General features: G+C 68.5%; 22 protein-coding genes. All 22 read left to right on the top strand.

Features of this window, described 5'->3' with window-relative positions; genetic code table 11:
• Positions 1–80 precede the first annotated feature (80 nt).
• The 22 genes from ABT158_RS03665 to ABT158_RS03770 all read left to right on the top strand — a co-directional run bounded on the left by ABT158_RS03665 (position 81) and on the right by ABT158_RS03770 (position 17,424).
• On the top strand, positions 81–1,010 hold the full coding sequence (locus ABT158_RS03665) for a PBSX family phage terminase large subunit (protein ID WP_352351772.1): 930 nt from the start codon (positions 81–83) through the stop codon (positions 1,008–1,010).
• Positions 1,011–1,105: 95 nt separating this feature from the next.
• Positions 1,106–1,783: a hypothetical protein gene (locus ABT158_RS03670; protein WP_352350507.1), complete on the top strand. Its 678-nt coding sequence runs from the start codon at positions 1,106–1,108 to the stop codon at positions 1,781–1,783.
• Between the two features lie 174 nt (positions 1,784–1,957).
• A complete protein-coding gene (locus tag ABT158_RS03675) occupies positions 1,958–2,632 on the top strand; it encodes a hypothetical protein (RefSeq protein WP_352350509.1) in 675 nt (224 codons plus the stop codon).
• 43 nt (positions 2,633–2,675) lie between these two features.
• The gene (locus tag ABT158_RS03680) at positions 2,676–3,149 is read left to right on the top strand and encodes a hypothetical protein (protein WP_352350511.1); all 474 of its coding nucleotides are present in this window, start codon (positions 2,676–2,678) and stop codon (positions 3,147–3,149) included.
• A gap of 2 nt (positions 3,150–3,151) precedes the next feature.
• Positions 3,152–3,628 carry a hypothetical protein gene (locus ABT158_RS03685; RefSeq protein WP_352350513.1) on the top strand — a complete coding sequence of 159 codons (477 nt, stop codon included), beginning with the start codon at positions 3,152–3,154 and terminating at the stop codon, positions 3,626–3,628.
• On the top strand, positions 3,629–4,333 hold the full coding sequence (locus ABT158_RS03690) for a hypothetical protein (RefSeq protein ID WP_352350515.1): 705 nt from the start codon (positions 3,629–3,631) through the stop codon (positions 4,331–4,333).
• Between the two features lie 172 nt (positions 4,334–4,505).
• Positions 4,506–5,291, top strand: a complete 786-nt coding sequence (locus ABT158_RS03695; protein ID WP_352350517.1) for a hypothetical protein — start codon at positions 4,506–4,508, stop codon at positions 5,289–5,291.
• Between the two features lie 3 nt (positions 5,292–5,294).
• Positions 5,295–5,444 carry a hypothetical protein gene (locus ABT158_RS03700; RefSeq protein ID WP_352350519.1) on the top strand — a complete coding sequence of 50 codons (150 nt, stop codon included), beginning with the start codon at positions 5,295–5,297 and terminating at the stop codon, positions 5,442–5,444.
• A 1-nt stretch (position 5,445) separates the two neighbouring features.
• A complete protein-coding gene (locus tag ABT158_RS03705; protein WP_352350521.1) occupies positions 5,446–7,026 on the top strand; it encodes a phage portal protein in 1,581 nt (526 codons plus the stop codon).
• A complete protein-coding gene (locus tag ABT158_RS03710; RefSeq protein WP_352350523.1) occupies positions 7,026–8,174 on the top strand; it encodes a phage minor capsid protein in 1,149 nt (382 codons plus the stop codon). Before ABT158_RS03705 ends, ABT158_RS03710 begins: the two co-directional genes overlap by 1 nt.
• Before the next feature lie 72 nt (positions 8,175–8,246).
• Positions 8,247–9,062 carry a hypothetical protein gene (locus tag ABT158_RS03715; RefSeq protein ID WP_352350525.1) on the top strand — a complete coding sequence of 272 codons (816 nt, stop codon included), beginning with the start codon at positions 8,247–8,249 and terminating at the stop codon, positions 9,060–9,062.
• A gap of 65 nt (positions 9,063–9,127) precedes the next feature.
• Positions 9,128–10,039 carry a major capsid protein gene (locus ABT158_RS03720; protein ID WP_352350527.1) on the top strand — a complete coding sequence of 304 codons (912 nt, stop codon included), beginning with the start codon at positions 9,128–9,130 and terminating at the stop codon, positions 10,037–10,039.
• A gap of 58 nt (positions 10,040–10,097) precedes the next feature.
• Positions 10,098–10,481, top strand: coding sequence for a hypothetical protein (locus ABT158_RS03725; RefSeq protein WP_352350529.1), 384 nt, complete (start codon positions 10,098–10,100; stop codon positions 10,479–10,481).
• 29 nt (positions 10,482–10,510) lie between these two features.
• Positions 10,511–10,915, top strand: coding sequence for a hypothetical protein (locus ABT158_RS03730; protein WP_352350531.1), 405 nt, complete (start codon positions 10,511–10,513; stop codon positions 10,913–10,915).
• A complete protein-coding gene (locus ABT158_RS03735) occupies positions 10,902–11,246 on the top strand; it encodes a hypothetical protein (RefSeq protein WP_352350533.1) in 345 nt (114 codons plus the stop codon). Before ABT158_RS03730 ends, ABT158_RS03735 begins: the two co-directional genes overlap by 14 nt.
• Positions 11,247–11,255: 9 nt before the next feature.
• Positions 11,256–11,648: a hypothetical protein gene (locus ABT158_RS03740; RefSeq protein WP_352350535.1), complete on the top strand. Its 393-nt coding sequence runs from the start codon at positions 11,256–11,258 to the stop codon at positions 11,646–11,648.
• Between the two features lie 16 nt (positions 11,649–11,664).
• Positions 11,665–11,985, top strand: coding sequence for a hypothetical protein (locus ABT158_RS03745; RefSeq protein ID WP_352350537.1), 321 nt, complete (start codon positions 11,665–11,667; stop codon positions 11,983–11,985).
• Positions 11,982–12,335, top strand: coding sequence for a hypothetical protein (locus ABT158_RS03750; protein ID WP_352350539.1), 354 nt, complete (start codon positions 11,982–11,984; stop codon positions 12,333–12,335). The genes ABT158_RS03745 and ABT158_RS03750 overlap by 4 nt, the downstream gene beginning before the upstream one ends.
• Positions 12,332–12,790: a minor capsid protein gene (locus ABT158_RS03755; RefSeq protein WP_352350541.1), complete on the top strand. Its 459-nt coding sequence runs from the start codon at positions 12,332–12,334 to the stop codon at positions 12,788–12,790. The genes ABT158_RS03750 and ABT158_RS03755 overlap by 4 nt, the downstream gene beginning before the upstream one ends.
• A gap of 62 nt (positions 12,791–12,852) precedes the next feature.
• The gene (locus tag ABT158_RS03760; protein WP_352350543.1) at positions 12,853–13,320 is read left to right on the top strand and encodes a phage tail tube protein; all 468 of its coding nucleotides are present in this window, start codon (positions 12,853–12,855) and stop codon (positions 13,318–13,320) included.
• Positions 13,321–13,322: 2 nt separating this feature from the next.
• Complete coding sequence (locus ABT158_RS03765; protein ID WP_352350545.1) at positions 13,323–13,787, top strand: DUF7426 family protein; 465 nt, start codon at positions 13,323–13,325, stop codon at positions 13,785–13,787.
• A gap of 187 nt (positions 13,788–13,974) precedes the next feature.
• Positions 13,975–17,424 (top strand): phage tail protein, encoded by a 3,450-nt coding sequence (locus tag ABT158_RS03770; RefSeq protein WP_352350547.1) that lies wholly within the window; start codon positions 13,975–13,977, stop codon positions 17,422–17,424.
• Positions 17,425–17,442 lie beyond the last annotated feature (18 nt).

A 17,442-nucleotide genomic window follows, 5' to 3' on the forward strand; every position in this document is an offset into this window, starting at 1 on the left:
CAGAGGAGTTCGAGGGTCTCTACTACGCTCAACACCACCCCAACGAACCCATCGCAATCAACCGCTGAGGTCTCCATCAAATTCGGGGCGATTCAGCCTATGTGGACGAAGCGACTTTGATCCCTGAGACGTTCTGGGACCAGCTCCTGGCCCGGTGCAGCGTGCCCGGCTCGATGATCTTCGCGACGACGAATCCGGACGCGCCCAACCATTGGCTCCGTCAGCGGTTCATCCTCCGGCAGGGCGAGCTCGACTTGAGGTTCTGGCACTTCGTCTTGGACGACAACCCGTCGCTGGACCCGGCGTACGTCAACAACCTCAAGAGCGAGTACAGCGGGCTTTGGTACCGCCGCTACATCCTCGGCGAATGGTGCATGGCCGAGGGCATGATCTTCGACTCCTTCGACCCCGACCGGCACGTCGTAGACCACCTGCCGCTGATGGAGCGATGGATCAGCGTGGGCGTGGACTACGGCACGGTCAACCCGTTCGCCGCGATCTTGGTCGGCGTCTCCACCCCTGACGCCGACCGGCAGCGCCGCGTCTACCTCGCAGGGGAGTGGCGCTACGACTCCCGCCAGGAACGCCGGCAGCTTACCGACGCGGAGTACAGCGCCAGGCTGGGCCGCTGGCTCGACACCTTCCCCGGCAGTTACGGGCCCGGCACGTCCGGCGTCGCACCGGAGTGGATCGTGGTGGACCCGTCCGCCGCGTCGTTCATCACGCAGCTGCACCGTGACGGGCTGCTGCCCACGATGGGCGACAACAGCGTCCTCGACGGCATCCGCACCGTCGCCAACCTGCTCGCCGCCGACCACCTCCGCATCCACCGGAGCTGCCAAGGCTGGCTGTCCGAGGTCGGTAGCTACTCGTGGGACGACAAAAAGGCCGCCATCGGCGACGACGTCCCGATCAAGCTGGACGACCACAGCATGGACGCCGCCCGCTACGGGCTGCACACCACGCAGGCCGCGTGGGCGCCGCTGCTGGAGCCCCTCCCCGCCTACTAGCCATCGGCCACCCGGCCCTCTCCTTCCGTTCCGGATCGCACGCCTTCCGCGAGAGGACAGGGCCGGGCCAAGATCACCTCGACGCAGGAGAGCACGTGACGGTCTACCGCAACAGCTTCGACGGCGGTGTCGCGGGACAGACCGTGACGGTCGCCAACTCCGGAGGAGTCAGCGGCGATCCGTTCTACTCCGCCGACCCCCTGGTGTACGCCAGTTCGCCAGCCCGCGGACTGCTCTCAGCATCGAGCTCGTTCCTGTACTACACGCTGAAGTGGTACTGCGCGTCGTCATTCTTCGGGCCCTGGCATCTGCGCTCCTACATCTACACGCTGACACTGCCGAATGTCGTTGCGCGTATCCAATCGATCGACAGCGGCTCACAGCTCAATCAGTACGTGGCCGTCCGCCCAGATGGCCGACTGGAGCTGTTCACTGCTGCCAGCTCCACGCCTACGTTCCAGTCGCTGGGCGTCACCACAGCCGTCATGGCCACTGGCAGGTGGGTCCGGATCGAGACAATGTGGGACCTCAACGGACCTGCAGAGACCAGGTTGTTCAACGACGCGGACGCCGCCACACCTACCGCCAGCGTCTCCGGCAACCTCAACGGCGTGTATGCGGCGTTCAGCACAGCGAACTTCGTGACCCCTGACGGATGGTGGATCGACGACGTCGCCGTGAGCGACCAGGGGTGGATCGGCTCCACCGTGCCGGCCTCGCAGGGCAGCCGCCTCGTACCCCCTCTCGCCAGCCAGCGGGCCAGCCGCTGGTAGCAGACCGAACTTTTTGTTCGTCCGCCCCGCACCTAGAGCTGGGGCGGGCCCGCTCCGCACGCCCTCTCGTGGCCTGCGTCGAGCACCAGGTGTGATCCCTGGCCCCCGTTGTTGAGGGGCAGCTGGCGGCCAGGGATCACACCCTGCACCTCACCTTTCGAGGGGAGGAGTGCGATGGCAGGAGCGAGCAACAGCTTCGATGGCGGTACTCCCGGCCAGGCCATCACTCCCGCGAACAGCGTGTCATCCGGCACAGCGTTCTTCACCGCAACCGCCATGACGTACAGCAACGCCCGAGTCCACCGTGGCAGCTTGTCAGGGCTGATCGCGGATGGCGCCACAGGCTACGTCGAGCACAGCTTGACCGGCAGCGGCAACCGCTGGGTGAGGGCCTATGTGTTCTGCCAGACGTACAACTACGACCTCGTCTCCCTGCAGATGGCCAACGGCGAGTACATCAGCGTCGGCTTCATCGAAGGCGCGGCCGTGCTCTACAAGGGCGCCCCGGGCACCGCGGACGCCTGGATGGACTACGTGACCTTCTCCCCGCCCGCAGGCTGGGTGCGGGTCGAACTGCAGGCCAGCCCCGCCGCCGTCAGTACCGCCCTTGCCCGGATCTACACCGAGCCAGAGTCGAGCACCCCCACCATCGAACTGTCCGGCCCCGTCCTCCGCACCGCCACTACCTGGATGGTTGCCCGGTACGGAGGCGAGAACGTCAGCGGTGCGCCCCGTTACACCGACTCTGTGGCCTGGTCCGACCAGGACTGGATCGGCCCGCTCCTCGACACGTCGGCGCCCCGGTCACTGATGCCCGTCACCGCCGTGCATCGCTCGGCCACCTGGTGATTCCTCATCCCGCACGACACCCCAACCAAGGAGGAGGGCCCCTGTGGCCGACTTCGAGTTCAACATCAGCAAGGGCAGGAGCGTCGAACTGTACAACCGGGTCAAGACCGGCGACCCGGCCACATCGGCGCTGATCATCGTCGCCCTGGCCGCGGCGAACGTGGAGAGCGACGCCATCCTGAAGGATAAGGACACGCTGGCCGACATCCTGTCCGGTCCGACCGACGAGGCCACGAACGCGGGCTACGCCAGGAAGGTTCTCGGCGCCGCTGACCTGAACGCGCTGGCCCCGAACGACGCTCTCGACCGGATGGACATCGACATCCCCGACCAGACCTGGCTGGCGGTGCAGGCCGCCGGGGGAGCGTGGGCGAAGGTCTTGGTCTGCTACCGGCCCGCCACCGCCGCACCCGACGGCCAGGTCATCCCCATGACGGCGCACGACTTCCCCCTCACCCCCGACGGCAGCAACATCGTCATGCAGATCGACCCGGCCGGCTTCTACGGGGCGGTGTAACCATGGCCAAAACGGGATACTCCGCCATCACCCCCGCCGCCGTCACGCTGGCCGCCGGGACCGCGCGCAGCGTGCTCGGCGTGCTCGCCCCCGCCTCGTTCGGTCTGGAGATCAAGAAGATCAGGATCGGCACGCTCGGCACTGCCTCAGGCGTACCAGGCGACATCGAGCTGTGCACGGCGACGTTCGCGACGAATCCGCCCGGCACCGCGGACTCGACAGCGGTCACGCCTCAGCAGCTCTACGGCCGCCCGATCACGCCGGGGTTCCTGGCGGCCTCTGCGTGGGCAGCGACCAAGGAACCGACCGTGCTCACGCCGGTCGACTACTGGCCGCTCACGCCCAATGGCGCGACGGTCCTGTATGACCTGCCGCTCGGGGACTCGCCGGACTGCGGGCCGAACACGGGGTTCGTGCTGCGCGCCAAGTTCGCCGCGGCAGTGTCGATCACCGCCTGCCTGTGGGTCGAACGGTGCTGAATGCCTTCAGTCCGTCCAGAGACCACGCAACTGACTGGTGCGGTCACATCGATCCCGAAGCCTTCCACGGCGGCACCGACTGATCTGCTGCTGGCGTTCGTGACCAACGAGAGTTCCACCTTCGGCGTCACCTTGACCGGCGGGACGCCGGAGTGGCAGCCCTTGGCATCGAAGTCCACCGTCAACGGGAGTGGCGAGAGCACGAAGGGCATCATCTCCTCCGGCATCTGGTGGAAGCCCGCAGGCGTCGGCGAGACCAGTTGGACTCTAGAGGCGCCGTCGCAGTACCTGGCCGTCGCCGTGATCGCCGTCACGGACGCACAGGTGGACGCGCCCCTGTTCACTGTGTCAGCTGATCAGACAGCCAGCACCGTGTTCACGACGGTCACCAGCCCGGCTGGGCCACCACCCGGCATCGGAGACCTGGAACTGCGGTGGGTGGCCGGTGATGACTACACCTCCACGTCGGAGCGCTCCTGGACTGCCCCGGGATCGACGACTGAGGTTTGCGACCTGACCGACCGATACGTCGCAGCGCAGTTGACCAGGCAGAGCCTGACGAGTGCGACCACGAGCGCGCGCAGCCACACGGTCGGGGCCGCCGGTCTCTTCGCCGCCCACGGCTTCACGCTGCGGATTCCGGCGCCGGGGTCCGGCCGCGTGGTCCCGATGTCTGCTGCTGTTCACCGAGCCGCGACCTGGTAGAGGAGGCGACGCCATGGCCAGGGCAGGCCGCGCCTACCCCAATCGCCCCGTACTCATCCGGTCGCCTGACCTGATCGCGGCCCGGGTTCAAACGCAAGGAGTGACGGCCACAGTCCTGGCCGCTCGCTCCCGGCTGGCTGGACAGGTTGCCGCATCTGGCACCGCCCGGCCTATGACCGCGTTCAAGCAGCGGGCCATCAGCCGGGCATCAGCGTCCGGCATGGCTACGGTGACGTTCCCGACCAGGACGCGAGTCGCTGGTCGCATCACCGGTGCCGGGACTGCCGCCGCCGTCATCCGCGTCAAGCGGAAGGCGACAAGCCGGGCAACGGCCAGCGGTGTTGTACGGACGATCAGCAGCGATCCACGAGCCAACCAGGTCGTCACCTCCGGCTCCGCACGCTCGATGAGCCTGGGCAAGGCGTTCATCGTCCCGCGCATGGCGGGCATCGGGCAGGCCCGGACGATCAACCGCGCCCAAGGCGGTCCACTGCACCGTGTCACCTCGGCGGGCATCGTGCTCTCGCTGCGCGGGTCGAAGACGTTCCGCATCGGCCGTGTCACCGGAGGCGGCATCCCGGGGCTGATGCAGCGACGCACCCCACCGTTGCGGGTCGGCTTGCCCACCCGGTCCTGGTCAGCCCGCTACGTCGGAAGGGGGAGCGGCGGAGTGGAACCCATGAGCAGCCTGTCACTGGAGTACCTGGAGTTCTTCGTCGAGAACGCATCCGGCAGCGAAGACGTCGAGGTCGCATTCACGACGCCAGGCCAGGAACCGACCGAAGGGCAGTGGCACCCGGCGTCCTGGGGAGCAGCCGGCCGGGCCGGAGCGCGAGCCCGGATCCGCGTCGGCCCCGGAGCCGTCGCCCTGGGGGACGGCACCTACCAGGGGTGGGTGCGCGTCACCACGCCCAGCGAGCGGCCGGTGCTGCCGTCCGGGCTCGTCCCCATCACCTGACGCATGACGATCGACGAGGCCATCGACCACGCCGCCCGCCTGCTGCTGAATGCCGAACTCGAGGACGAGCTGCCGCGCATGCAGCGCATGGAGGGCCTGGCCGACTCGTGGCTGACGCTCGCGCGGCTGCTGGCGGAGAAAGAGAGGGATTGACGTGCCGCTCCCCACCACTGATCAGGAGTGGCCGCCCCCGGTGATGAAACCGGAGATGCTCCTGTACGCCCAGCACGGCGCCTGGTACGCGGGCGATCCGGACCAGCTCGCGAAGGTGTACGGGGCTGGGGTGGTTCCCGGCATCGGCCTGGATCTGAAGGGCTGGGATCGGCCGCTCGTCCGGGGCGGCGGGTGGCTCAACAGGATCACCCGCATGTTCTGGGGAACGCCGGTTCCGGCGGGGCAGACCCGCTCCACGAAGATTCATGTGCCGATCGCGGCGGACATCGCGTCCACGTCTGCGGACCTGTTGTTCTCCGAGCCGCCATCGCTGCGCCTGTCCGGCACCCCGAGCCAGAAGCGGCTCGACAAGATCCTCGCCGACGGCGGCGTGATCCCGGTCCTGCTGGAGGGCGGCGAGCTTGCCGCCGCGCACGGCGGTGTCTTTCTGCGTGCGGGCTGGGACACCGAGCTGTCGGACATGCCGATCATCGACACCGTCCCCGCTGACGCGGCCGTGCCGGAGTTCTCCAAGGGCAGGCTGAAGGCCGTCACCTTCTGGCGGATCGTCCATGAGGACGAGCACGAGGTATGGCGGCACCTCGAACGGCACGAATTCGGGCGCGTCTTCCACGGGCTGTACCGGGGAGATGCCGATCGGCTCGGCATGCAGGTGCCGCTGCAGGACCTTCCGGAAACGGAGTCGTTCAGCGAACTGGTGGACGCCGAGGGCGGGTTCGACAGCCACTACCGCGGCCTGCTCGTGCACTACGTGCCCAACATGAGGCCGCACCGGACGCTCCGCGGCACGGCGCTCGGCCGCTCCGACTACGCCGGCGTCGAGATCCTGATGGACAGCTTGGATGAGACGTTCACGAGCTGGATGCGGGACCTGCGGCTCGGCAAGGGCCGCATCATCGTTCCCGAGGTCTACTTGCAAAACACCGGCCGGGGCAGGGGCGCGATGTTCGACCCCGACCGCGAGGTATACGCGCCGCTCGGGATGCTGCCCCCGCCCGGTGGCAGCGGCTCATCCATGATCACCGTCAGCCAGTTCGACATCCGCGTGGCCGAGCACCAGGCCACCGCCAAGAGCTTGCTTGCCCAAATCCTGAGGGGTGCGGGCTACAGCGTCCAGTCCTTCGGGGAGGCTGGGGAGGGCGCGGCTGCGACCGCGACCGAGATCCACTCCCGCGAGCGCAGGAGCTTCACCACCAGGCGCCGCAAGATCGGCTACTGGACACCGGCGTTGAGCTGGTTGTCGGAGTGCCTGCTCGCGATCGACAACGCGGTCTACGGCACCAAGGTTGTCGCGGAGCGGGCGCAGGTCGAATGGCCGGATGGTGTTACACCCGACCCGGAAGCGCTGTCACGCACGCTGGACATGCTCAACCGCGCCCAGTCCGCCAGCCTCGACACGCGGATCCGCATGCTGCACCCCGAATGGGAGGACACCCAGGTCAAGGCCGAGGTGGACCGCCTGCGCGACGAGCACGGCCTGAACGCCCCAGATCCTGCCGAGCTGCGCGAGATGATCCTGCCCGAGGCCGACGATTTATCGGCTAGCGAAACGGCAAGCTGATGGCCTCTCCTACGAGGGAGATCGCCACAGCGATCGAGCAGGCCCAGCGTGTCGCCGACATGTACGCCGACGCCGAACAGGTGCTTCTCCAGCGGATCGCGGCCCGAGTCGCCGACGGCGTCGACCAGGCCGACGAGGACCTGTACGCGTGGGAGGCCGCGCGGCTCGCCGAACTTGCCCAGCTCCGCAAGGAGGCTGAGCGGATCATCGGCCGGCTGCAGCGCGCCGCGAAGGCCGCCGCGCGCAAGTCGGTGCTCGGAGCGTGGGCGGCCGGGATGGACCAGGCCGTCATCAACGCCGTCCTCGGCGTGCATGACGCCAAGGTCCGCAAACGCCTGGAACAGGTCCTCCGGGACGCACGCCGGCTCGGCTCCGAGAAGCTGATCAACCCAGGGCAGGGCGTGGACGAGCTGGCCCGGCAGACCATCGAGAAGATCGCCGCCGTCGAGCTGGCCGCGCTGCGCGCGGTCGATGACATTTACCGGCAGGTCATCGCCGAGACCGCGGGCCGGGCGCTGACCGGCGCGCAGACCCGGCGCGAGGCGGCGCAGGAAGCGCTGGCCCGGCTCGCCGCCCGGGGGGTGACGGGGATCGGGCCGCCCGACACGATCCGCAGGTGGAACCTGGAGTCCTACGTCGAGATGGCGATGAGGACCGCGACCGCGCGCGCGGCCGTGGACGGCCACCTTGCGACTCTGCGGGACGCGGGCATCGACCTGGTGATCGTCTCGACCACGCCGTACTCGTGCTCCCGGTGTGACCCCTGGGAGGGCAAGGTGCTCTCCCAGCGCGGGGGGAGCGGGGACCGTGAAGAGGTCAACCTGCTCACCAACGAGCCGGTCACCGTCCGCGTGACCGCGACTGTTGAGCAGGCCCGTCTCGCGGGACTCCTGCATCCGGGATGCCGCCACTCTCTGTCGGCCTACCTGCCCGGCGTCACCCGGGCCGCGGCCAAACCCGCGACCAGCGGCAGTTACGACGACGCCCAGCAGGTCCGCCGCAGGATGCGGCAGGCCCGCGAATGGGAGCGCCGGGCCGCCGCAGCCCTCACCCCCGAGGTGAAGAAGAAAGCTCTCGCGACGGCCCGCGAGTACCGGGCCGACGCCCGTCGCATCTCCACCTCGAAGGGCCTGCCCCGGCCCCGCTGACCAGCACACTTCCGCATCCACGGCCCGCCAGGCGCGGGCCTTCGTCATGTCCGGCTCCAGGAGGGCCACACCGTGAAGCACCACACCCTGCCGACCGCGCCCGGCGCGCTACTCGGCTACCGAGCTGATGGCCGCCCGATCTTCCTGATCGCGGGCGGCTCCGAAGCAGCGCCCGAAGGCCAGCCCGCCGCACCCGCCCCCGCGGACGCGGACGGCGGCGCCGAGGTCACGGGCGCCCCCGTCGAGCCGGATCAGCCCACGGTCGCCGACCCGCGCAAGGTCGCCGACCTGCCCGCCTGGGCACAGAAGCTGATCAAGGACACCAGGGCCGAGGCCGCGGAGTTCCGCACCCAGCTCGCCGACCTGCGCAAGCAGAGCGAGACCAAGCCGGACGGCCCCACCGCCGAACAGCTCGTCGAGACCGCTCGCCAGGAGGTGGCCCAGCAGATCGCTAAAGCGCTCGGCCTCGCTCCGGAGGAGGAGAAGCCTCTCGACCCGGCCGAGGTCATCGAGCAGCTCACGGGCGAGAAGGCCGCGCTCACGCAGCAGAACAGCGACACCGCGAACCTGCTGCGCCGGACGCAGATTGAGCTCGCCGTCGTGCGCCAGTCCCTCAAGACCGGCGCCGACGCCGAAGCGCTTCTCGACAGCCGGTCGTTCCTGGCGAACGTCCGCGACCTCGACCCGAGTGACAAGGCGTTCGCCGAGACGGTCACCGCCACGATCCAGAAGGCGGTCGAGGAGAACCCGAAGTTCGCGGCGGCCCAGGCGGCGGCCCACACCAAGTCCGGAGGCGAGTTCGGCGGCGGGCCCGGCGGACGCACCGGCGAGGACCAGCTCACCGTGGACGACTTCCGCAAGCGCCGCAAGCGCGAGTCCACGCCCTGACGAGCGGCTCTGCCGCAGCGCTAGCTGATTCGCTAGCGCTTTTTCATTTGTAAGGAGACGGCCTTATGGCCAATGTATTCCTCACTCCGCAGGTCATCGCGCGTGCAGCGCTCGCGACGCTTTATGAAACCTGTGTCATGGCTCAACTGGTTCACCGGGACCTGGACGAGGATTTCGCCGGTAAGCAGGGCGACACCGTGAACGTCCGAAAGCCCGCGACGTTCGACGCCTACGAGTACGACCGTAGCGCCGGTATCCAGATCCAGAACGCCGTCGAGACCGACATTCCGGTGCGGCTGAACCATTTCGCGGACGTTTCCTTCGCTGTTACTGCTGAGGAAATGACGCTGCAAATTCAGGACTTCGCCACGCAGCTCCTGAACCCGGCGATGGAGGCGATTTCTCAGAAAATCGACCGCGACCTTCTCGCCCTCCGGGACGACATTTCCCAGGAAGTGGGGAACGGCGGCCTGCCGAACATTCACACGTGGGACACGCCCAAGGTGATGATCGACGCCGACCGTGTGCTCAACGAGCGCAACGTGTCCCCGTCTCAGCGGTCCGTGGTGATCGGCCCGCAGGTCAAGGCCCACTGGCTGTCCGACCCGCTGTTCCACCAGCTTGACGTGCGCGGCGACACCGACGGCCTTCGGGAAGCGTCGCTCGGCCGCCGAGTTTTCGGGTTCGACGCGTATTCGACCCAGAACATCAAGGTGCCGCCACAGACTTCGGGAAACAGCAAGAGCGAAGTCGGTGTGGCGTTCCACAGGACCGCGTTCTGCCTCGTCACCCGCCCCCTGATCCTGCCGCAAGGCGCCGCAAACGCGGTCGTCGCGAATTACAAGGGCTTTTCGCTCCGGGTGGTCATGGATTACGACATCGACCTTAAGCAGGACGTCATTTCCATCGACACCCTTTACGGCACCAAGACCCTGGACCCGAACCGCGCCGTTCTCGTCAAGGACGTGGACAACTAACGCCGAAAGCCGCTAGCGAAACAGCTAGCGGCCTTCTTCCTGAAGGAGAAGTTCCACGATGGCATACAAGCCGCGCCTCACCGAGAAGACGCTCACCCTGAAGGGGGCCGACATCGCGGCCGGCTCCTTCGTGCTGTGGCGGGCGTCCGTCCCGTGCAAGATCAAGGCCGTCCGTGCCTACCGCGTCGGCGGCACCGCCGCGGCGGTCAACGGCACCAGGACCACCATCAACCCGTCCAACGGCTCGCCGGTCACCACCAACCTGCTCACCGGCGACCTGTCGGTGAGCAGCGCGAGCACCTGGATGGCCGGTTCACTCGCGGGGCTGGCCAACCGGCGCTTCCTGGAGGGCGACACCCTGGCCGTCACCGTCGTGTCGGCCGGAGGCAGCCCGACCGACCTCATCATCCAGGTGGACATCGAGAAGGACGCCAACTTCTGATGCCAGGCCCCCGGACTCCCGTCGACCACATGGGCGCCCTGACGGCACGGGAGAACGTCAACGCGATGGGCGCACTGTCCAAGGTGGAGGACATCCACGCCGATGTCTCCTCCACCTACCAGTACAAGAACGTCAACACCGGCCAGGTCGTGCAGTACCCGCACCGGTCGGCGCGTCTGGACGCGCTGGAGGTGTGGATCCTCATCGGCGTGCCGGACGAGCCCGCCGCAGGCCCCGTGCAGGGGCAGGCCGGGCCGGGACTGGCCGACGTGGCCACCGCGATCACCCGGCCCGCTGAGCACGAGCCGAAGAAGGAATGGGTCGCGTACGCGATCCAGCGCGGCATGAAGCCCCGGGACGCGCAGGCCCTGTCCAAGCAGGCGCTGATCGAGGAGTTCGGCCAGGAGGGAGACATCGTCAATGGCGAGGACTGATCTCACCGTCACGGCCGTGCCGCGCGCCGGCCTGAACCTCGCATCGGCGCTGCCGAACAACGCGAACGTGGACGGCAACGCGTTCGCCTGGTCCGAGAAGCGCAGGCTGCGGTTCAAGAACACTGACGGCACGCCGAAGACGGTCACGATCGAGATCCCCGGCACCGTGGACGGCCAGGACATCACCGACCGGCCGTACACGATCCCCGCGACCACGGGCGACGTGCTCGTCCCGCCGCTCCCCGCCGTCTACCGGCGCAGCGACGGCAAGGTGTGGATCAACTACAGCGGCGTCACCGGCCTGACCGTCGCAGTCCTCGAAGAGCCGTAGGGGGTCACCGTGCTGGTGTACGCGACCGCCCAGGACTTCGCCGACTACACCAAGGCCCCGGCACCGGCAGACATCGACGGCGACCTGGAGCGCGCGTCGGAGCGGATCGACGAGCTGCTCCTGTGCGCCGTCTACCGCGTGGGCGGAGACGGCAGTCCGGCCGACGCGAAGGAGCGCAAGGCGATCACGCGGGCGACGTGCGCGCAGGCCGCGTGGTCGCGAGCGGTAGGCGATCCCTACGGGGTCGCCTCCGCGTTCGGGACGGTCAAGATCGGCAGCGTCCAGCTCGAACGCGTAGGCGGCGGCGCGACCAGCCCGCCGCGATACGCCCAGGACGCCGTGTCGATCTTGCGCACGGCAGGTCTGCTGCCGGGTTACGTCATCGACGGCCCCTACTGGTAGCCGAAGGGAGATGACCGTGGGGACCTCGTTGCCGCAATGGGTACTCCCGCACACCGCGACCATCGAACCGTTCCGCGGGAACGGCGCGTACGGGCCGGTCTACGAGCCGCCGATCGAGGACGAGCCATGCCTGATCGATGACGAGCGGCGCATGGTCCGCGACGACGAAGGGACCGAGGTCGTCAGCGACACCACGATCTTCTTCCTGCCGGGCACCAGGTGCCCGGCAGGCTCGCGGATCACGGCCAACGGCCGCCAGATGATCGCCATCACGTCCTTCAACCGGGACGGCGGCCGACTGCCCACCCCTGATCACGTGGAGGTGGTGTGCAAGTGAGGTCCGAGGAATGGCGGCCCGGCCACACCCCGGCCGAGATCAACGCCCGCTGGAAGGCGGGGGCCGTGCAGGGCCTGGAGCTGTCCTCCGAACACGTCTTGCAGGTGTCCCGGCAGCGGGTGCCGCTGGAGTTTGGCGACCTGGAGCGGTCAGGCGCCACCAGCGTGGACCGGTCGGAGCTGCGCGCGGCCGTCTCCTACGGGACGCCGTACGCGGTGTACCAGCACGAGACGCCGAACCTGAACCACCTGCCCGGCCGCGAGTGGAAGTACCTGGAGAACCCGGCCCGCGAGGAGGCCGAGGTCATCGAGCGGATCATCGCGGCGGCCATCGAACGGGCGCTGTCGTGACCGCGCCGCCGCCCGGCTTCTCCCGCAAGCTGCTGACCGGGCTCGCCGAGCTGCTCGCTGCCGGCGGGGTGGGGGACTGGGACCCAGACGGCGTCTACACGGCGGCGCAGACCGCGCTGACGATCGGCGGGCTCCCGCCGTCGCCGGACCCTGCAATCGCGCTGGCCATGTACGGGACCGGCACCAGCCTGGACGACCCGGTCAACCCGGACACGGTGGTGCAGGTGCAGGCCCGCATGCGCGGCGGCCCTGACCCGCGCATCGTCGATGACCTCGCGGACGGCGTCTACGACCAGGTGCACGGCCTGGCCAACGTCCGGCTCGTGACCGGGGTGTTCGTGCTGCTCGCGCAACGGCGCATCGTCGCTCCGCTCGGCCGGGACGATTCGGGCCGGTGGGAGCGGGCCGACTCCTATGAGCTGACGGTCCACTGGCCGACACGCCACCGCGACTGATCTTCATCCATAGCCGCTAGCCGATCCGCTGGCGGCCTTTTCGCATGCCTGAGGAGGCACCCATGGGATGGCGATCCCTGCTGGCCAAGGACTGGGTCGTGGAGGTCAACACCACGCCCGACGCTTCGGCGACCTGGACGAAGATCCGGGGCCTGACCTCGTTCGAGGAGGAAATCAAGACCAAGACCGAGGACGACTCGGATTTCGACGGCGACGGCTGGGCGTCGGAGGTGGCCACGCAGCGGGCGTGGACGCTGAAGTGCAAGGGCAACCGCAAGCGCGACGACAGCGCGCCCACGTTCGTGCCTGACCCTGGCCAGGAGTACGTGCGCCGCGCCGGCCGAGTCGTCGGTCTGGAGGCGTCGGTCGAAGTCCGCTGGTACCGGCGAGACGGAGCGCCCGACGCCTACACGGGCACGGCCACCGTGGACTACAAGGGCTCCGGCGGTAAGACCACCGATTTGGAGCCGTTCGAGATCGAGTTCGTGGGGCAGAGCGCTCCCGAAGAGATCACGAACCCGGCGGCGTGACCATGGCGCAGTTTCGCGATCTTGATGAGTTCTTCGACGACTCGCTGCCGCTCCCGATCGGCGGCAAGACCTACCGCGTCCCGCCCGCCGACGCCGAGACCGGCCTGTTCTGCCAGCGGCTCATGACCGCGGGCATCGCGGCCGCCAACGGCACGCAAGTGGACGCCGCCCAGCTCGACGACCAGGGCGAGACCGACCTGTACCGGCGTGTCCTCGGCACCGCCTACGACGAGATGATCGCCGACCGGGTGTCGTGGCCGCGCATCAAGCATGCCGGAATCACCGCGTTCCTGTGGATCGCCGGCGACACCGACACCGCGGCGAAGTACTGGGACGCCGGCCCGGAACCGGACGCCCCGGAGACGGGGGCGGCGACCTCGACCCCGTCACGGGGCTCTACGAGTGGTACGAGCCGGACCCGGCCCACCAAGGCGGCGGCCAAGCGGTCGGGTGGGAAGACCTCCTGAGCCGGTGGGCGCTGATCGAGTGCGATCTGCACTCCGCATACGGGATCGACCTGGAATCGTCCACGTCGCTGGAGGGCCGGTCCTGGCGGTGGCTGCGCACCCGGGTCCTCGGCCTGCTCGACGCCGATACGCGGATCGCCCGCGCCCTCACCCCTGACAAACAGTGACCAGGTGAGGAGGTTCGGCTGTGGGCCTGAACGTGGGCGAACTGTTCATCACCCTCGATCTGAGGGAGCGGGTGTCGAGCACGCTGTCATCGGCGGTCGCGAAGGCCCGCGCGGCGAGCCCGCTGTTCGGCGCGGTCATGGACGCCATGACGGCGGCCGGAGCGCGGATGGGCGAGGCGGTCGCGTCGGCCGCGCAGCAGGCCGGGCTCGCGCTCGCCGAGATGGTGCTCAACGCCGCGCTGTCCGGCACCCGGTTGGGCGAGGTCGTCTCCGGGATCCTCGGCAATCTGGGGGGCCTGTCGGGGGCGATCTCCAAGGTGTCCGCGGTGTCCGGGGTGTTCGGGCAGGCGATGGGCGTCATGGGCTTCACCGCGCGGCTGTTCGAGTCCGAGTCCAGCCGCAGCTTCCTGAAGGTCATCGGGACGCTCGCGCTGCTGGTGGCCGCCGTGATCATCGCCCGCAAGGTGATGGCGGGCGAGATGTCCGGGCTGCGCGCCGTCATGCTCGGCTTCTCTCCAGTCGCGCTAGCGTTCCAGCTAGCGTCCATGGCGATCGGAAAGGCCATGGACGCGGTGCGGCCGCGCGTGCAGGCCGCCGCTGCTGGGATCGCGGCCGGGGTGCGCGGCATGTGGGCGTCCGCGCAGGAGGCCCGCGACCGCATCTCCCAGGCGTACGACCGGATATCCGGCGCGGTGACGAACCTGCGCCGGGCGCACGCAGCGTGGACGATCATCTCCGGCCTCGTCCGGCTGTCGTCGCTGACCGTGCGCGGGGCGCTGGCCACGATGAGCACGGGCCTGCTCCAGTTCGGGACCGCGTCGCTGTCGGCCACGCCGATGATGCTCGGTCTGGCCAACAAGACCGGCCTCGCGCTGGTCGGGATGGGAGCGGCCGGAGTCGCTGCGGGCGGCGTCCTGGCGGGAGTGTTCGCCGGCATCACAGCTGGGATCGCGGTCATCGGCATCAAGGCCGCGATGGAGTCTGCGAAGGTCAAGGCCGCCTTCGCCGACATGAAGAAGTCGGTGCAGGCCGACCTGGCGCAGGCCGCCTCGGTCCTGCAAGGCCCGCTGACGCAGGCGGCCGGGTCGCTCAAGGCCATGTTCTCCACGCAGATCGCGCCCGCGCTCCAGCAGATGTTCCAGCAGATCGCGCCGCTGATCGGTCAGTTCACGGCCGGGCTGGGCCAATTCCTGGGCCCGATGCTGTCCGCCATCCAGGGCGTGGTCGCGGCGGTGACCCCGATGCTGTCGCAGGTTGCCGGATCGCTCGGCCAGTTCGGGAGCCAGCTCGCCGGCTTTCTGGCGCCGATCTCGGCCGCGCTGGGCCAGAACTCTGGCCTCCTGTCCACGCTGGTCACCGGGCTCGGGGGGCTGCTCCAGGCCGTGGCTCCGCTGCTGGCCGCACTGGTGTCGCTAGCGGGTTCGCTAGCGGGTCCGCTCATGTCTGGCCTCACGCTCATCGCGCAAACGCTGGCCGGACAACTCGGGCCGGTCCTGGTCCAGCTCGGGCCGTCGATCGGTGTCCTGGTGGCCAGCTTCGCGCAGCTCGCCGCTGCGCTGATCCCGCTGCTGCCGCCGGTCCTCCAGCTCGTGGCCGCGTTCGCCACATCGCTGGTTCCGGTGCTGGTGCAGGTTGGCCAGACCCTGGCCTCGGCGCTGGCTCCGATGCTGACGCAGCTCCGCCCGGTGATCGGCCAGATCGCGCAGGCGTTCGGGCAGCTCGTCATGGCCCTGCTGCCGGTCGTCCCGCCGATCGCTCAGCTCGCAACGCAGCTGATCACCGGCCTTGTCCCGGCTATCGCGCCGCTGATCCCGGTCGTCGGGCAGATCGCGGCCGCGCTGGGTGGTGTCCTGGTTCAGGCGATCACGATCCTGGTCGGCGCGATCTCGCCGCTGCTGCCGCCGATCTCGCAGATGGCTGTGCTGTTTGGGCAGACCATCCAGCAGGCCATCGTCGCCCTGTCGCCGATCTTCACGCAGCTCGCGCAGATCTTCGGCCAGCTCATCTCGGCCATCCTGCCGATCTTGCCGCCGATCATGCAGCTTGCCACGAGTCTGCTGCCGCCGTTGGTGCAGCTCATCACGGCACTGTCTCCGATCCTGCTCGGGCTGGCGGGGATCTTCACCAAGATCGTTTCGGCGGTGACGCCGTTCCTGCCGCCGTTGATCGAGCTCGGCACCTCGGTGCTGCCGCTGGTGATCAGCATCGTCACCGCCCTGGCCAAGGTGCTCACCGGGGATTTCCAGGGCGCTTGGGACACGATCAAGAACGGGGTCAAGGCATTCGGCGAGACCATCACCGGCGCCTTCAAAAAGCTGTGGGATCTCGGAAAGGACCTGGTCAACGGGATTAAAGAGGGATTCGTCAACGCCTGGAACTCCTTCACCTCCAGCGTCGGCAACCTCTTCTCCGGCTTCATCTCCTGGATCAAGAAGTTGCTGGGGATCGCGTCGCCGTCGAAGGTCATGATGGCGATCGGCTCCGACACCGCCAAGGGATGGCTGCTCGGCCTCCAAGGCGAGGAGTCCAAGATCAAAGACACGGCCGGCCGCATGGTCGACGCCGTGGTGAACGCCTTCAAGTCCGGCAAGATCACCTCCGGCGTCAAGGACCACCTCGTCGAGTCCATCCGCGCAGGGAACGGCGAACTGGCCAAACTCGCCAAGGAGCGCGAGACCATCGTCAAAGTCCTCGCCGACGCGATGGCCTACGCCAAGCAGATCGCCGACCAAGGCCGGCAGTTCGCGAGCCTGTCGAACATGGGGTTCTCAGACCAGAACCCCGTCAGCGCGCAGAAGATCCAGGAGGGGCTGACATCCCGGCTCGCGCAGGTCAAGACCTGGGCGAACACGATCAAGAAGCTCGCTAAGCGCGGCCTGTCGAAGGGCCTTCTGCAGCAGATCATCGAGGCCGGGCCCGACGCCGGAACCGAACTCGGGCAGGCGATCCTCCAGGCCGACTCGGCGACTTTCAAGAGCATCAACTCGACGTACGGGATGATCGAGAAGGCCGCCAAGCAGGCCGGACGTGCCGCCGCCGATGCGATGTTCGACGCCGGGAAGAACGCGGGCAAGGGCTTCTTGACCGGCATCGTCTCGCAGAAGAAGGCGATCGAGGCCGCGATGCGTGACATCGCGAACGCCCTCGTCGCGCAGATCAAGAAGTCGCTGAAGATGAAGTCGCCGAGCCAGGTCCTTGCCGACGTCGGCGTCAACACCGTGGCCGGGCTCGACCAGGGCATCGCCCAGGCCGCGCCGAAGGTGCTCGCGCGCGCAGCCGGAATCGCTGGACAGCTCACCAAGGCGTTCACCCCGCGCCCGGTGGCCACGCTCACCCCGGGGATGGTGCCGGGCAGCTACGGCGGCAACCACACCACCGTGCACGTGACGAACAACTACCCGGTGAGCGAGCCCACGTCGAAGACGGTCAACAAGGGCCTCCAGTACGCCGCGGTGCTCGGCCTGGCCTGACCGGTCCGCCCCAGATCG

This window comes from Nonomuraea sp. NPDC001636 (genome assembly GCF_040298265.1).
Taxonomy (GTDB): domain Bacteria; phylum Actinomycetota; class Actinomycetes; order Streptosporangiales; family Streptosporangiaceae; genus Nonomuraea.

Bases quoted from the DNA above. Each gene is read 5' to 3' on its own strand.
- ABT158_RS03675 (WP_352350509.1), top strand. From the start codon at position 1,958: ATGGCAGGAGCGAGCAACAGCTTCGATGGCGGTACTCCCGGCCAGGCC.
- ABT158_RS03685 (WP_352350513.1), top strand. From the start codon at position 3,152: ATGGCCAAAACGGGATACTCCGCCATCACCCCCGCCGCCGTCACGCTG.
- ABT158_RS03690 (WP_352350515.1), top strand. From the start codon at position 3,629: ATGCCTTCAGTCCGTCCAGAGACCACGCAACTGACTGGTGCGGTCACA.
- ABT158_RS03695 (WP_352350517.1), top strand. From the start codon at position 4,506: ATGACCGCGTTCAAGCAGCGGGCCATCAGCCGGGCATCAGCGTCCGGC.
- ABT158_RS03700 (WP_352350519.1), top strand. From the start codon at position 5,295: ATGACGATCGACGAGGCCATCGACCACGCCGCCCGCCTGCTGCTGAAT.
- ABT158_RS03710 (WP_352350523.1), top strand. From the start codon at position 7,026: ATGGCCTCTCCTACGAGGGAGATCGCCACAGCGATCGAGCAGGCCCAG.
- ABT158_RS03720 (WP_352350527.1), top strand. From the start codon at position 9,128: ATGGCCAATGTATTCCTCACTCCGCAGGTCATCGCGCGTGCAGCGCTC.
- ABT158_RS03725 (WP_352350529.1), top strand. From the start codon at position 10,098: ATGGCATACAAGCCGCGCCTCACCGAGAAGACGCTCACCCTGAAGGGG.
- ABT158_RS03730 (WP_352350531.1), top strand. From the start codon at position 10,511: ATGGGCGCCCTGACGGCACGGGAGAACGTCAACGCGATGGGCGCACTG.
- ABT158_RS03735 (WP_352350533.1), top strand. From the start codon at position 10,902: ATGGCGAGGACTGATCTCACCGTCACGGCCGTGCCGCGCGCCGGCCTG.
- ABT158_RS03760 (WP_352350543.1), top strand. From the start codon at position 12,853: ATGGGATGGCGATCCCTGCTGGCCAAGGACTGGGTCGTGGAGGTCAAC.
- ABT158_RS03765 (WP_352350545.1), top strand. From the start codon at position 13,323: ATGGCGCAGTTTCGCGATCTTGATGAGTTCTTCGACGACTCGCTGCCG.